This is a genomic window from Cryobacterium sp. PH31-AA6 (assembly GCF_030063195.1).
In the GTDB taxonomy this organism is placed as follows: Bacteria; Actinomycetota; Actinomycetes; order Actinomycetales; family Microbacteriaceae; genus Cryobacterium.
Genome location: NZ_JASISS010000011.1, coordinates 51,678 through 66,892 on the forward strand (window position 1 = coordinate 51,678; position 15,215 = coordinate 66,892).

Here is a 15,215-nt window from a genome sequence, read left to right on the forward strand (position 1 = left end):
CGGACCCCGAGCGGCTGGTCACCGAAAAGTCCGTTCCGTCAACGCCGGCTGGAATCGAGTGGGCGTGGGCTGACCCGGAAGTCGGGGGTCGGCGGTACCGTAGATCTCATGGCTACGAGCACTAAGTCGACCGGGCGCGCCCGCACTGCACCCGCGCGCGGCACGACCGCGCGGAAGCCCGCCCAGAAGACCCAGGCCCAGAAGACCGTCAAGTTCACCTCCGGCGACCCGGGCCCGGGCCTGTTCGTCCGGTTCTGGATGGCGCTCGCCCACGTCACCGGAGGCGCCGCGCGCGCCCTCGGCCCCGAAAAGCTCTCCAAAGACGAGCGCCGCGACGGCCTGCCGTTCTTCCTCGTGCTCCTCGCCATCGCCGGGGCGGTGGTCGAGTGGTTCCTGATCAACAGCCCGGTCGCCCAGACCCTCGACGCCTGGACGTTCGGCGGCCTGTTCGGCCGCGTCGCGTTCGCCCTGCCCGTGATCATGCTGCTCTTCGCGGGCTGGCTTTTCCGCAAACCCAGTTCGGTGCACGACAACGGGCGGATCGGCATCGGCCTGTCCCTGCTGCTCGTGTCGGTCTCCGGCCTCTGCCACATCTTCGGCGGCCAGCCCGCGCCCAGCGACGGCATGGAGGTGCTCGCGCTCTCCGGCGGCGTGATCGGCTGGATGGTCGCCGCCCCGCTGATCTACCTGACCACCGCCATCGGCGCCACGATCGTCGTCATCCTGCTCCTGACGCTCAGCCTCTTCATCATCACGAAGACCCCACCGAACCGGATTGGCGCGCGCAGCCGCGAGCTTTACGCCTGGCTCTTCGGCGCCCAGCTTCCCGACGCGGAGGAACGCGCGGCTATGAAGGAAGCGAAGCTGGAGAAGACCCTGCAGCTCGAACTCGACGGCGTCGACGAGGACGCCAACGCCCTTCCCTGGTGGCGGCGCAACACCAGCAAGCGCGAGGAAGACCCCGATTTCAGCAGCGCGCTGAGCACGGATGCCGAGGCCGCCGGCGAGGCGGAGCCGCCCGCATCCGACCCGATGAGCATGCTGCTCGGCGGCGACGGTCGCGGCAGCTTCGACACCGCCCTCGAACCGGCGCAGCCCACGACTCCCGTCGTGAAGGACCACTACGGCACCGAGGTGCTCGAGGACCTGCGCCGGGCCGAGGCTGCCATCACACGTTTCACCGGTGAGATCGATGTGCAAAAACGGGGTTCGGCGACCGGACTGTACGCCGACGACCCGACCGGACAGACCGAGGTGCTTCCCGGCTTCGACGAGCTCGACGCGGCAGCCCTGGCGCCGCGCCCGGAGACCGTCGCCCCTGAGCCGGCCGCCCCGTACCAGCTCCCCTCGACCACGACGCTGACCAAGGGGCCGCCCGCGAAGGCCCGCTCGGCCGCTAACGACGAGATCGTCAAGTCGATCACGGAGGTGCTTCGCCAGTTCCAGGTCGACGCGAAGGTCACCGGCTTCTCCCGCGGCCCGACCGTCACCCAGTACGAGATTGAACTCGGCCCCGGCGTCAAGGTGGAACGGGTCACCGCGCTGAGCAAGAACCTCTCCTACGCCGTGGCCTCGAACGAGGTGCGCATCCTCTCGCCCATCCCCGGCAAGAGCGCCATCGGCATCGAGATTCCCAACACCGACCGGGAGATCGTCACCCTCGGCGATGTGCTCCGCTCCGGGACCGCCACCAACAGCACCCATCCGATGACCATCGGTGTCGGCAAGGACGTCGGCGGCGGGTTCGTCATCGCCAACCTCGCGAAGATGCCCCACCTTCTCGTGGCCGGTTCCACCGGGTCGGGCAAGTCGAGCTTCGTGAACTCGATGATCACCAGCCTGCTCATGCGTGCCAAGCCCAGCGATGTGCGGATGGTGCTGATCGACCCGAAGCGGGTCGAGCTCGCCGCATACGCCGGCGTTCCGCACCTGATCACGCCCATCATCACCAGCCCGAAGAAGGCCGCCGAGGCCCTGCAGTGGGTCGTCAAAGAGATGGACATGCGCTACGACGACCTGGCCAGCTTCGGCTTCCGCCACATCGACGATTTCAACAAGGCCGTCGTGGGCAACGAGATCGTGCTGCCCGCCGGGAGCGCCCGCACCCTCAAGCCGTACCCCTACCTGCTCGTCGTCGTCGACGAGCTCGCCGACCTGATGATGGTCGCCCCGCGCGACGTCGAGGACTCGATCGTGCGCATCACCCAGCTCGCGCGCGCCTCCGGCATCCACCTGGTCCTGGCCACCCAGCGACCCAGCGTCGACGTCGTCACCGGCCTGATCAAGGCGAACGTGCCCTCCCGCCTCGCCTTCGCCGTGACCAGCGTCACCGACTCCCGGGTCATCCTCGACCAGCCGGGCGCGGACAAGCTGATCGGCCAGGGCGACGCCCTGTTCCTGCCGATGGGAGCGTCCAAGGCCATCCGTGTGCAGGGAGCCTGGGTCAACGAGGCCGAGATTGAACGCGTCGTCAAGCATGTCACCCAGCAGGCCAGACCCGACTACCGGCCCGATGTGGCAATGGTCGCCCCGCGCAAGGAGATCGACTCCGACATCGGCGACGACCTCGAGGTTCTGCTCGCCGCGGCGGAGCTCGTCGTCTCGACCCAGTTCGGCTCGACCTCGATGCTGCAGCGAAAACTGCGGGTCGGTTTCGCGAAGGCCGGCCGCTTGATGGACCTGCTCGAGTCTCGGGAGATCGTCGGCCCGTCTGAGGGATCGAAGGCCCGGGACGTGCTCGTCACGGTCGAACAGCTACCCAGCGTGCTCGCGCTGCTGCGCGGGTCGGACGAGCAGCACCACGCGGCCACCGCGAACGCGCAGGCGGCCGCCGCGCACCAGGCGGATAGCGCACCCGACTCCCGATACGCCAACGACCCGGTCGCGAAAATGTCGGAGGGGTACCCTGAGGAAGAGGCCGCCCCCGATGAGGATGCCTGGCAACTGACCGACAGGGAATGACCGATGGACACACCACTCACGCCCGTCGCGCGGCCCAGCAACTGGAATCTGCCCAACCTGATCACCATCGTGCGGATCCTGCTGGCGCCGCTCTTCGTCTGGCTGCTCCTGGCCGATGCCGGCCAGGACGGCGCCCTCCGCTGGGCCGCCGCCGTGCTGTTCATCCTCGCGATCGCCACCGACGGGATCGACGGCGCAATCGCCCGTCGCAACAACCAGGTCACCGATCTCGGCAAACTGCTCGACCCGATCGCGGACAAGGTGCTCACCGGTGGGGCCCTCGTCTCGCTGTCGATCCTCGGCGAGCTGTGGTGGTGGGTGACCATCGTCATCCTGGTCCGCGAAATCGGCATCACGGTCTTTCGGTTCCTGATGCTGCGGGACCGGGTCATCCCGGCGTCCCGGGGCGGCAAGCTCAAGACGGTGCTGCAGTCAGTGGCGATCTCCCTGGCGCTCGTGCCGCTGTGGTTGCTGCTGGGCGACTGGATCTTCTGGCTGAACTGGACCGTCATGGCCGCCGCGCTGGTCGCCACCGTGGTCACCGGGGTCGGCTACCTCCTCGCCGCGCGTCGCGAGAACCGCGGCCCCCGAGCCGCCGGGTGACGATCGCCGACGCGCCGGAGGGCACGGCAGCCCTGGTGGCCGCCCTGACCCGGGCGGGCCTCACGATCGCCGTCGCCGAGTCCCTCACCGGCGGCCTGCTCACGGCCGAACTGATCCGGATCCCCGGGGCCTCGCTCTGCGTCGCCGGGGGAGTCGTGGCCTACCAGACCGAACTCAAGCACACCCTGCTCGGCGTCGACCTCGCGCTGCTGGCCGAACACGGCCCCGTGCATCCTGAGGTGGCCGTGCAGATGGCCCGCGGGGTGCGCGACCGGCTCGCCGTGGACGGCCGACCGGCCGATCTGGGCGTGGCGACGACCGGCGTCGCCGGCCCCGACCCGCAGGGCGGGCAGGCCCCAGGTACCGTCTTCCTCGGACTGTCCCGAGGTGCCGAAGCGTGGGCGATTCCCCTGCGGCTCACCGGGGATCGCGCGGCGATCCGCGCCCAAACCGTGGCCAGGGCGGTCGAAGCTGTGCAGACCCTGATAGCCGGGGCGACTGCGGAATAGTTCCCGCGACACGGCGGTTACAGAGTACAGATTCACAAGAAAAGCCCAGTAGTCGTGGGTAGTCTCGGGGTGTCGGATGAATGTAGTACTGTAAACAATCCCCACCCCAGACAGCAGATGACCGAAGTTCACAAGCAGTACTTAAAGGGTACGAGAAGGAGGTTCCGATGATTCTTGTAAGACAGGAAATCGGCGATGTGCTCAGGGACTTCCGCCTGCAGAAGGGGCGCACCCTGCGACAGGTTGCGAGTAAGGCCAGCGTGGCTCTCGGCTACCTCAGCGAGGTTGAGCGCGGTCAGAAGGAAGCGTCCTCCGAAATTCTGGCCTCCGTCGCAGATGCGCTGGACACCCCGATTTCGGTCATCATGCGCGAGGTGGGCGACCGTCTCGCGGTCATCGAAGGCATCGACCGGTTCCCGGACACCGTTCCGGACGAACTCGTGGCGAACTTCGACACCGGGCTGATGGTGCGCTGACGATTCCGTCCGCGTCAGCCTCCCGAGTGATTCCGCTTCCCGCAGTGATCCCGCGTTCCGCAGCGATCCCCGTGGCTCCGGCATGCGCCTGAGTGAGTTTCGCCAGGCTCTGAAAGATGAGTTCGGCGACGGCTACGGTCGCGTGCTCACCCGGGATCTCATCCTCACCGCCTTCGGGCGCACCGCCGACCAGGCCCTGGCCGGCGGTGCTCCGGCGCGCGAGGTGTGGCTGGCGCTCTGCGCCGAAACGGATGTCCCGAAGAGCCGTTGGTACGGCGCCGGACTCCCCGCCGCACGAACGTAGCCCCTCCCTCGGGGCCCGCCCTGGTCGAGTTTCGACGACACGCCCGAACTGGGCGCTAAAAGCTCGAATACGTGTTCGGCTCTTGATAGGCTCCTCAACAGCAGACGTTGATGACGCATTCTCCACGTTCGCCGCCGCTTCCGGCCAGTGTCGGGGGTGCGGCGTACAGTCGGTTTTCGTTAGAGACAGACAGCGAAATGCCTTGTCGAGAACGGCACCCGGGGTCTTCCCGGCGGTCGCGGTCGACAGCCTATAGGCGCCGAAACGCACGACCGAAGGAGTCCACCATGGCATCAGCAGCAGACCGCGAAAAGGCGCTCGACAACGCCCTCGCCCAGATTGATCGCCAGTTCGGCAAGGGCTCGGTCATGCGTCTGGGCAGCGACGAACGCGCCCCGGTCGAGACCATTTCCACCGGCTCCATCGCCCTGGACGTCGCGCTGGGCATTGGCGGGCTCCCGCGCGGTCGCATCGTCGAGATCTACGGCCCGGAATCCTCCGGAAAGACCACGCTCACCCTGCACGCCATCGCCAACGCGCAGAAGGGCGGCGGAATCGCCGCCTTCATCGACGCGGAGCACGCCCTCGACCCCGAATACGCCAGGAAGCTCGGCGTCGATATCGACGCCCTCCTCGTCTCCCAGCCCGACACCGGCGAGCAGGCACTCGAGATCGCCGACATGCTCGTGCGCAGTGGCTCGATCGACCTCATCGTGATCGACTCCGTCGCCGCTCTGGTGCCCCGCGCCGAGATCGAGGGCGAGATGGGTGATTCCCACGTCGGACTCCAGGCCCGACTGATGTCCCAGGCGCTGCGCAAGCTCACCGGTGGCCTCAGCCAGACCAACACCACCATGATCTTCATCAACCAGCTGCGCGAAAAGATCGGCGTGTTCTTCGGCAGCCCGGAAACCACCGCCGGTGGAAAGGCGCTCAAGTTCTACGCGTCGGTCCGCCTGGACATCCGGCGCATCGAGACTCTGAAGGACGGCACCGAAGCCGTGGGTAACCGCACCAGGGTCAAGGTCGTCAAGAACAAGATGGCGCCGCCGTTCAAGCAGGCCGAGTTCGACATCATCTACGGCATCGGAATCTCACGTGAGGGCAGCCTGATCGACTTTGGCGTCGACCAGGGCATCGTGAAGAAGTCCGGGGCCTGGTATACCTACGACGGCGACCAGCTCGGTCAGGGCAAGGAGAACTCCCGTAACTTCCTGCTCAAGAACCCCGATATGGCCAATGAAATCGAGAAGAAGATCCTCTTCAAGCTCGGGGTCGGCCCGGAGGGTGCTGCGGCGAAGAAGGCCCAGATCGCGGCCGACGCTGCTGCCGCGGCCACCGCGGCCGCCGCGGCCAAGGAGGCCGGCCTCGACGTTAAGGTTCCCGTGAAGCTCGCCGCCCGCAAGGGAGCGTAGCCGGAATGGTGCACTTCGAGCCGGCCGACGAGGTCACACCGATCAGCGCGGCCAGGGCCAGGAGCAAGGAACGCGCCGCGGCACGGTCGGGGTCCATCGACGAATCGGCCGGCTCGAACGCATCCGATGTTGCCGACGGGTCACTCGCCCCGGTGACCTACCTCCGGAGGGCTGTTCCTGCCGGGGACCCCGATTCCGTGGTCGAACTGTCGGAGGCCGCGTCCTGGTCAGCTGACGTTGAAGCCGAAGCCGAAGCCGACGTTGAAGCCGAAGCCGAAGCCGCGGTCGAACGGGAGCACGCGGAACAGGTTCTGCTGCAACGCCTTCGCGCACGCTCCCTGTCCGCGACGGAGTCCCGCACCGTGCTCATCGGCACCGAGATCGCCGAACACGAGATCGACGAGGTCATCGAACGCTTCTCCGAACTCGGCTACATCGACGAGGGCCGGCTGGCCGACCAGATCCTGCACAGTCACCACGAGCGCAAGGGGCTGGGTCGCTCCGGTGTGCAGGCCGAGATGCGTCGACGCGGCCTCGACCAGGACCTGATCCTCGAGAAGCTCGAAGAGCTTCCCGACGACGAGGCGGAACGGGCGATTGAGCTGGCCTGCAAGCGGGTGCAGCAACTGGGGCGCCTCGACGACCAGACCATCGACCGTCGCCTCACCGGGTTCCTGATGCGCAAGGGCTACGCCTCGTCCGCGGTTCGCCTGGCCGTGAAAGCGGCGCTGGCCTCCCGGTCGGGCTCCGGCGGGGCCTCCAAGGTACGGTTTCGGTAGCACCCCGTTTCGCCGGTCCCGCGTTGCCAACCGTCCTCTCCGTCCCGGTGCTGCCCAGGCAGTGCCGGGACGTCCAATCCAGCATTCAGGGTTGCACGCGTAAACTGAGGCCACTATGACCCGCAGCACCCCCGCATCCGATTCTTCCGGCTCCCTGACTCTGAGCCGAGCCGCAGCCACCGACGACGACCCGATGACCCGCACCCGCACGCTGATCGCGCCGTCGACGGCGGCCAGGGACGCGGCCGGCCGTGCCCGCACCTACGAGGTGCGCACCTTCGGCTGTCAGATGAACGTGCACGATTCGGAACGGCTGAGTGGTTCGCTCGAGGCGGCCGGCTACGTGCCCGCGGAGGGCGACGAGGCCGACATCGTCGTGCTGAACACCTGCGCCGTGCGTGAGAACGCCGATAACAAGCTTTACGGCAACCTCGGCCAGCTCGCCTCGGTGAAGCGTCGCCACGAGGGCATGCAGATTGCCGTGGGCGGCTGCCTCGCCCAGAAGGACAAGGATGTGATCCTGGCCAAGGCGCCCTGGGTCGACGTCGTGTTCGGCACGCACAACATGGGATCACTGCCCAGTCTGCTCGAACGGTCTCGCCACAATGGCGAGGCCCAGCTCGAGATCCTCGAGGCGTTGGAGACGTTCCCGTCGACCCTGCCGACCAAGCGCGACTCCAGCTACAGCGGCTGGGTGTCCATCTCGGTCGGCTGCAACAACACCTGCACCTTCTGCATCGTCCCGGCCCTGCGCGGCAAGGAGAAGGATCGTCGCCCCGGCGAGATCCTCGCTGAGATCCAGTCACTCGTTGACGACGGCGCCATCGAGGTCACCCTGCTCGGTCAGAACGTCAACTCCTACGGGGTCGAGTTCGGCGACCGTCTCGCGTTCGGCAAGCTGCTTCGCGCCGCCGGACGGATCAAGGGGCTGGAACGCATCCGGTTCACCAGCCCGCACCCCGCCGCATTCACCGATGATGTCATCGACGCCATGGCCGAGACTCCCGCCGTCATGCCGCAACTGCACATGCCCCTGCAGTCCGGCTCCGACCGCATCCTCAAATCCATGCGGCGCTCCTACCGTTCGGCGAAGTTCCTCGGAATCCTCGATCGGGTGCGCGCCCAGATGCCACACGCGGCGATCAGCACTGACATCATCGTCGGCTTCCCCGGCGAGACCGAGGAGGACTTCCAGGAGACCCTCCGCGTGGTCGAACAGGCCAGGTTCGCGACCGCCTTCACCTTCCAGTACTCGATCCGGCCGGGCACCCCCGCGGCGACCATGGCCGACCAGGTGCCCAAGGAGGTCGTTCAGGACCGCTACGAGCGTCTTGCCGCGCTCCAGGAACGCATCTCCTGGGAGGAGAACCAGTCCGTGATCGGCCGCGAGGTCGAGCTGCTCGTCGCCAACGGTGAGGGGCGCAAGGACGCGCACACCCACCGGCTGAGCGGGCGCGCCCCCGACAGCCGGCTGGTGCACTTCGACGTTCCGGCGGGTTCGGAACTGCCGCGGCCCGGCGACGTCGTCACCGTGACGGTGACGCAGGCCGCGCCCTTCCACCTGATCGCCGACTCGGCCGACGGCACCCCGCTGCGGATCCGACGTACCAGCGCCGGTGACGCGTGGGACCGTGCCGAGGCGGAGGCCTGTGGCGTGCCCAGCCACGGCGGCGCGTCCGCCTCGGGCGGCGCGGTCTCCCTCGGAATGCCGACACTGGGCCTGCCGTCGAGCCGCGCCCAGCCGACAGGATCGACCGGGTCGGCGCGCAGCGAGGTCTCGACGACCCCGATCTACGACGTCACCGACGGGGAGCGCTAACCGGGTGCACGACCACGGTAGGGCGACCGGTGCCGACCCGGGACTCGTCGTCGTCGTCGGTCCGACCGGGACCGGCAAGTCCGACCTGTCCCTCGACCTGGCCGAACGCCTCGCCGCAGGCGGGACGCCCGCGGAGATCGTCAACGCGGATGCGATGCAGCTGTACCGCGGGATGGACATCGGCACCGCCAAGCTGACCGTGGCCGAGCGCCGCGGCATCCCGCACCATCTGCTCGACGTGCTGGCCGTGACCGACGAGGCCACCGTGGCCCGCTACCAGATCGAGGCCAGGGCGGCGATCACCGAGATCAGCTCGCGCGGAGCCGTGCCCATCCTCGTCGGCGGCTCCGGGCTGTACGTGTCCTCCGTCGTCTTCGACTTCCAGTTCCCGGGCACCGACCCCGTGCTCCGGGCGCGGCTGGAGGCCGAACTGACCGAGCTGGGGCCCGGCGTGCTCTACACCCGGTTGAAGGTCGTCGACCCGGAGGCCGCCGTCCGGATCGGCGCGAGCAACGGCCGTCGGCTCGTGCGCGCGCTCGAGGTGGTCGAGTTGACCGGGGCACCGCACGCCGCCGCCCTGCCCGGGGCACCGGTCTACTGGCGGCCGAGCATCACGCTCGGCCTGCGCTCGCCCCGGGAGGAGCTCACGGCACGCCTCGACGCCCGCGTCACCGGAATGTGGGCCGCCGGGCTGACCGACGAGGTCGAGGCGCTGATTCCCGCGGGCATCGAGACCGGCGTGACCGCCAGCCGTGCCATCGGCTACGCGCAGGCCCTCGGCGAGCTGCGTGGAACCCTGACCCGCGCCGAGGCGATCGAGCAGACCCAGCAGTTCACCCGGCGGTATGCCAGGCGGCAGGTGAGCTGGTTCAAGCGCTCCCCGCACACGCACTGGATCGACTCGGCCGCCGCCGACCGAGTGCAGCAGGCGCTCGATCGGATCGACGGTGGAGTGCCGGCCGTTCCGCCCTCCTAAACTGGAGCGATGGGACTGGATCTGAATTTCACCAAAGGCCACGGCACGGGCAACGATTTCGTGCTTTTCGCCGACCCTGACGGCCTGATCAACCTCACGCCCGACCAGATCAGCGCCGTCTGCGACCGCCGGTTCGGCATCGGCGGCGACGGCATCATCCGGGCGGTGCGCTCGCGCAGCCTCGACGCCGGTGCGGCCGCGCTGGTCGAAGACGACCAGGCCGAGTGGTTCATGGACTACTGGAACGCCGACGGCACCGTCTCGGAAATGTGCGGCAACGGCATCCGGGTCTACACCCGGTTCCTGATCGAACAGGGCCTGGCCACGCTCGGCGGCGGGGAGACCCTGAACATCGGCACCCGTGGGGGAGTGCGCGACGTGCAGCGCAGCGGAACCGGCTACCAGGTCGATCTCGGCCGGTGGAAGCTCGACGGCGGCGAACCGCTCGTGCGGGCGAAGAACCTCGCCGTCGCCCGGCCGGGCCTCGGCATCAACGTGGGCAACCCGCACGTCGTCGTCGCCCTCGCCGACGACGCCGAGCTCGAGCACGCCGACCTCAGCTTCGTGCCTCAACTCGACCCGGAACCCGCCGCCGGTGCGAACATCGAATTCGTCGTGCCGAATGACCCGCTTGTCGTCGACGGCGTCGGCCGGATCCGGATGCGCGTGCACGAGCGCGGCAGTGGCGAGACCCTGTCCTGCGGCACCGGCGCCGCCGCGGCCGCCCTTGCGACCCGGCACTGGGCCGGAGCCGGAGCGCCCAACCAGTGGCGAGTCGAGGTCAGAGGTGGCGTGGTCGGCGTGCGCATGTTCCCGACCGAGGACGGCGAGCACGTGTCACTGTCCGGCCCGGCCGAACTGGTCTTCGACGGGGTCTTCCGCCTGGCCTGAGCCCGTCAGGCGTGGCGTTTGACCCGCAACACCCGAAAGCCCTTGCTGATCGCGTGCCGGCTCGTCGCGAAGTCGTCGGGCAGGTCTCCGTCGAGCCAGCGCTGCAGCGAATCGGAGCCGAGGTTGCGCTGCACGACCAACCAGGCATCCGAATCCGGCTCGAGGCGCGGCAGCCAGGTGTGCAGGAGGTTGTGCAGTTCGACCTTGCCCACCCGGATCGGCGGGTTCGACCAAATCGTGCGAAAACTGACGTGGGCAGGCACCTGATCCGGCAGTACCGCCGTGACGTTGGTCAGGCCGAGCTTGTCCGCGTTCAACCGCACGAGGTCAAGAGCACGCTCGTTCACGTCGACCGCCCAGATCGTGGCGCGGGGGGAATTGATGGCCAGGTGCAGGCTGATCGGCCCCCAGCCGCAACCGAGGTCGAGGAAGTCGCCGCCGGGTGGCGGTGTCGGGGCATGCCCGAGCAGCACCTGGGTGCCGGTGTCAATGTGGTCGGGGCTGAAGACCGAATTTGCGGTTGTCAGCTGCCGGTCCTCGCCGCCCAGCGAAACAGTGATCTGCCTGAGTTTCAGGGTGCTGTCAGGTGCCGGGGTGAAGTAGTGGTCTGAGGCCATAGTAGGGAACCTATCGTGCTTCGAGGAACTAAGGTTAAAGCGATGATTGAGCCAACCGAGCACGACGACGATGACGATGTGGTAGCACGCGTCCTGGCCAGCGCCGAGAGTAAAGCCGCTGGCTATTCGCTATTCCGGAGCGGCTCCGCGCAGGCGCTGCAGGCGGACTCCTCCGCATCGGATTCCGGCGAGGGCCACGACGGCGTGCAGCAGGACCGCGAGGACCGCAATGCGCTCCGCCGGGTACCGAGCCTCTCCACCGAACTCGAAGACGTCACCGAGGTCGAGTATCGGCAGCTGCGGCTCGAAAACGTCGTCCTGATTGGCCTCTACACCCAGGGGACCGTCGCCGACGCCGAGAACTCGATGCGCGAGCTCGCCGCCCTCGCCGAAACGGCGGGCGCGACGGTGCTCGACGGGCTGATGCAGCGCCGGGCCAAACCCGACGCCAGCACCTATCTCGGCAAGGGCAAGGCCGAGGAACTCGCCGGGATCGTCAAGGCGATGGGCGCCGACACCGTGATCGCCGACACCGAACTCGCCCCCAGCCAGCGACGCGCGCTCGAAGACGTCGTCAAGGTCAAGGTCATCGACCGCACGGCCGTCATCCTCGACATCTTCAGCCAGCACGCGAAGAGCCGGGAGGGCAAGGCGCAGGTCGAACTCGCCCAGCTTGAATACCTCCTGCCGCGCCTGCGCGGTTGGGGCGACTCGATGTCCCGCCAGGCCGGTGGGCAGGTCGGCGGCGCCGGCGCCGGCATGGGCTCCCGCGGGCCAGGTGAAACGAAGATCGAACTGGATCGTCGCCGCATCCACACCCGGATGTCCCGGCTCCGCAAGCAGATCCTCGAGATGAAGCCGGCACGCGAGGCCAAGCGCGCCAACCGTAAACGCAACTCCGTGCCGTCCGTCGCCATCGTCGGCTACACGAACGCCGGCAAGTCCAGCCTGCTCAACCGGATCACCCGTGCCGGCGTGCTCGTCGAGAACTCCCTCTTCGCCACCCTGGACGCCACCGTGCGCAAGTCCACAACGGCCGACGGGCGCCTGTACACCCTCACCGACACCGTCGGTTTCGTTCGCAACCTGCCGCACCAGTTGGTCGAGGCGTTCCGTTCGACCCTGGAGGAAGTGGCCGACGCCGACGTCATCGTGCACGTCGTCGACGCCTCCCACCCCGATCCAGCCAGCCAGCTGGCGACCGTACGCGAGGTCATCGGCGAGGTCGGCGCCAGGGACAACCCCGAAATCGTCGTCTTCAACAAGAGCGACCTTGTCGGCGAGGACGACCGGCTCGTGCTGCGCGGACTCTGGCCCCAGGGCATCTTCGTCTCCGCCCGCACCGGGGAAGGCGTCGACGAGCTGCTCGCGGCCATGTCAGACCTCTTGCCGCGCCCATCGATCGAACTCAGCCTGCTCATTCCCTACGAGCGCGGTGACCTCATCGCCGTGCTGCATGACCAGGGGCAGGTCCTCTCGACGGAATACGCCGAAACCGGAACCGTGGTGACGGCACTGGTCACCCCCGACATCCAGGCCCAGTTCGGCCCGTTCATCGTGCGCCCCGCCGTCAGCGCCTGACCGGACCCCGCTGTCCCGGTGGTCGAGCCTGTCGAGACCCTCGCGGACGCTCAGCCTGGCCCGGTGGTCGAGCCGCCTGGTGGTCGAGCCCGTCGAGACCCTCGCGGACGCTCAGCCCGGCCCGGTGGTCGAGCCCGTCGAGACCCTCGCGGACGCTCAGCCCGGCCCGGTGGTCGAGCCTGTCGAGACCCTCGCGGACGCTCAGCCTGGCCCGGTGGTCGAGCCTGTCGAGACCCTCGTGGACGCTCAGCCTGGCCCGGTGGTCGAGCCTGTCGAGACCCTCGTGGACGGTCAGCCTGGCCCGGTGGTCGAGCCTGTCGAGACCCTCGCGGACGGTCAGCCTGGCCCGGTGGTCGAGCCTGTCGAGACCCTCGCGGACGGTCAGCCTGGCCCGGTGGTCGAGCCTGTCGAGACCCTCGCGGACGGTCAGCCTGGCCCGGTGGTCGAGCCCGTCGAGACCCGGCGGGTCAGCCTGGCCCGGTGGCCGAGCCTGTCGAGACCGGGGTGAGGGTGGGGTGTTGGGCGCGGTGGGTGGCGCCGGGGATCCAGGTGGTGGTGGTGCCGGCCCAGGCGGGGGCGGCGACCTGGGGTTTGCCGCGGATCATCCGGATTCGCCAGCCTGAGGTGTCGATGCTGTGGTGGTGGTACCAACACAACAGGACACCGTTGTCGATGTCGGTTGTGCCGTGTTTTTGCCAGGGGATGACGTGGTGGACTTCGCACCAGTGGGCGGCGATGGGGCAGCCGGGGATGATGCAGCCGCCGTCGCGGGCGGTGATGGCGCGGCGTTGGGCGGTGCTGAAGAAGCGTTCTTTGGTGCCGAGGTAGAGCACGTCCCCGTTCTCGCCGAAGAGGATCTTCTGGTAGCCGCCGGTGCAGATGAGTTGTTTCACGGTGCGGAGGGACACGGGCGCCTCGACGCCGTCGATCCAGCCGACGCCGGTCTCGGCCAGGAGGTCGGTTGCGTTGATGTGGACCATCACAGTGGGGGCGGCACCGCCCATTTTCGGGGTGTCGGGGTGGCGGGCGGCGGCGGTGAACACGCCGCGGAGGATGTCCGCTCGTTTCTCGCCGCCGGTGCGGTCATCGGTGCGGGCGGCGTGGTCGGCGCCGGGGATGAGTTCCCCGGCCTGGATCAGGGCCTGTTCGTTCTCGGTCGGGAACGCGGGGGTGGCTCGGGCGGAGAGGTAGGTGTCGAAGACCCCGTTGAGGATCCCGCGGAGGTCTGCGGTGACCGCTCCCCGCAACGGGTACACCCCGCGGGTGAGGCGGCCGAACCCGACGGTGCTGCGCGGCTCGAGGAGGGATTCGCTCGGGGCGGCCCCGTCGGGGTCGAGGCGGGCCTGCCACTGGGCGGCCAAACCCCGGACGAGGTCTGCGGGGAACGCGAAGCCCGCCCCGGGCAAACCACGGGTTTCGTCGGTGATCGCCCCGGACGCGGAGGCGACCAGGGCGCGTTCGGCGGCGGAGAGATCATCGGGCGCGACCCGCGGGCTGACCTGGTCGAGGGCGGCCACGATCGTCTCGGCCGCGTCGACGCCGAGCGCCCCGGATGCCAGGCCTGCGGCCACGGCTGGGAAGTACGGGGGCAGTATCGTGCCCACGCTCACCCGCTCGGCCACATTCCCACCCAGGCGAAGCCGGCGGGTGGCTTCCCGGCCGGAGACCCGGGTCACCCGGGTGATCAGATCGACCTGACCCTGACAGCCCAGTTTCCACGCCAACGAGTCATGACCCAGCCCGTTCCGGGCCCGGGCGCCGACCTCCGCGGCGGCGCCGACGCGGGCCGCGTCGACCCGGCGGCCGAGGTCTTCGACCGCGCCGAGGACCGCGACCGCATCCGTGTCACTGAGGACACCGAACACGATCGGGTCCAGCGCGGCCGCGACCAGGTCGCGTGCCCGGGCGATCAACTGCGCCGGGCCGGACGTGTCCGGGCCGGACGCTTCAGGGTCGAATGACTGGGGGCCGCCGAACGCGGGCGGGATTGCCGCTCCGGCCGGGGCGGCTGGTGACTGCGGGGCTGAGGCTGCTGCCATGACCCCAGTGTACCGCAAATCGAACAGGAAAGCGAGAGTTGCTCAGGTAATATTGGACTGAATATCGTTGCTGTGTTCGAGGTCGAGGAGCCGGGGTTCGACACATAAAGTCACAGTCTGGCGACCCCCGGGAAGCGTTGCTAGAGTCACATTCAATCGTTGCCGCCGAGGTTCTCCTTAGCGGCATGGAGCGACAGCCGAGCCCGGCATCCGCCCGCGAACACCCGCCAGGACGTCCTGGCGGT

General features: G+C 68.6%; 14 protein-coding genes. 12 read left to right on the plus strand and 2 right to left on the minus strand.

All coding sequences use genetic code 11. The features are described 5' to 3' along the window. The first annotated feature begins 108 nt into the window (after positions 1–108). The 10 genes from QMG61_RS09615 to dapF all read left to right on the plus strand — a co-directional run bounded on the left by QMG61_RS09615 (position 109) and on the right by dapF (position 10,733). A complete protein-coding gene (locus tag QMG61_RS09615) occupies positions 109–2,961 on the plus strand; it encodes an FtsK/SpoIIIE family DNA translocase (RefSeq protein ID WP_283494127.1) in 2,853 nt (950 codons plus the stop codon). A gap of 3 nt (positions 2,962–2,964) precedes the next feature. Further along, a complete protein-coding gene (gene pgsA, locus QMG61_RS09620) occupies positions 2,965–3,564 on the plus strand; it encodes a CDP-diacylglycerol--glycerol-3-phosphate 3-phosphatidyltransferase (RefSeq protein WP_283494128.1) in 600 nt (199 codons plus the stop codon). Further along, complete coding sequence (locus QMG61_RS09625) at positions 3,561–4,073, plus strand: CinA family protein (protein ID WP_283494129.1); 513 nt, start codon at positions 3,561–3,563, stop codon at positions 4,071–4,073. The genes pgsA and QMG61_RS09625 overlap by 4 nt, the downstream gene beginning before the upstream one ends. Positions 4,074–4,240: 167 nt before the next feature. Continuing rightward, on the plus strand, positions 4,241–4,549 hold the full coding sequence (locus tag QMG61_RS09630; protein ID WP_134566813.1) for a helix-turn-helix domain-containing protein: 309 nt from the start codon (positions 4,241–4,243) through the stop codon (positions 4,547–4,549). 82 nt (positions 4,550–4,631) lie between these two features. After that, positions 4,632–4,853 (plus strand): DUF3046 domain-containing protein, encoded by a 222-nt coding sequence (locus QMG61_RS09635; RefSeq protein WP_283494130.1) that lies wholly within the window; start codon positions 4,632–4,634, stop codon positions 4,851–4,853. 287 nt (positions 4,854–5,140) lie between these two features. Continuing rightward, on the plus strand, positions 5,141–6,268 hold the full coding sequence (recA, locus tag QMG61_RS09640) for a recombinase RecA (protein ID WP_283494131.1): 1,128 nt from the start codon (positions 5,141–5,143) through the stop codon (positions 6,266–6,268). Between the two features lie 5 nt (positions 6,269–6,273). Continuing rightward, the gene (locus tag QMG61_RS09645; protein ID WP_283494132.1) at positions 6,274–7,047 is read left to right on the plus strand and encodes a regulatory protein RecX; all 774 of its coding nucleotides are present in this window, start codon (positions 6,274–6,276) and stop codon (positions 7,045–7,047) included. Between the two features lie 193 nt (positions 7,048–7,240). After that, entirely contained in the window at positions 7,241–8,866 is a 1,626-nt protein-coding gene (gene miaB, locus QMG61_RS09650; RefSeq protein WP_283494168.1) for a tRNA (N6-isopentenyl adenosine(37)-C2)-methylthiotransferase MiaB, read from the plus strand. Between the two features lie 4 nt (positions 8,867–8,870). Next, positions 8,871–9,842 (plus strand): tRNA (adenosine(37)-N6)-dimethylallyltransferase MiaA, encoded by a 972-nt coding sequence (gene miaA / locus QMG61_RS09655; protein WP_283494133.1) that lies wholly within the window; start codon positions 8,871–8,873, stop codon positions 9,840–9,842. A 9-nt stretch (positions 9,843–9,851) separates the two neighbouring features. Beyond that, the gene (gene dapF, locus QMG61_RS09660) at positions 9,852–10,733 is read left to right on the plus strand and encodes a diaminopimelate epimerase (RefSeq protein WP_283494134.1); all 882 of its coding nucleotides are present in this window, start codon (positions 9,852–9,854) and stop codon (positions 10,731–10,733) included. A 5-nt stretch (positions 10,734–10,738) separates the two neighbouring features. Here dapF and QMG61_RS09665 read toward each other — a convergent pair whose 3' ends face one another. Beyond that, on the minus strand, positions 10,739–11,350 hold the full coding sequence (locus tag QMG61_RS09665; protein WP_283494135.1) for a class I SAM-dependent methyltransferase: 612 nt from the start codon (positions 11,348–11,350) through the stop codon (positions 10,739–10,741). A gap of 42 nt (positions 11,351–11,392) precedes the next feature. On the opposite strand from QMG61_RS09665, the gene hflX reads away from it, so the two are divergent. Together hflX and QMG61_RS09675 are read left to right on the plus strand one after the other, a co-directional pair. Then, positions 11,393–12,931: a GTPase HflX gene (gene hflX, locus QMG61_RS09670; protein ID WP_283494136.1), complete on the plus strand. Its 1,539-nt coding sequence runs from the start codon at positions 11,393–11,395 to the stop codon at positions 12,929–12,931. Positions 12,932–13,010: 79 nt separating this feature from the next. Beyond that, positions 13,011–13,439, plus strand: a complete 429-nt coding sequence (locus QMG61_RS09675) for a hypothetical protein (RefSeq protein WP_283494137.1) — start codon at positions 13,011–13,013, stop codon at positions 13,437–13,439. Here QMG61_RS09675 and QMG61_RS09680 read toward each other — a convergent pair. Next, entirely contained in the window at positions 13,399–14,970 is a 1,572-nt protein-coding gene (locus tag QMG61_RS09680) for an HNH endonuclease signature motif containing protein (RefSeq protein WP_283494138.1), read from the minus strand. The genes QMG61_RS09675 and QMG61_RS09680 overlap by 41 nt on opposite strands. Positions 14,971–15,215: the final 245 nt, after the last annotated feature.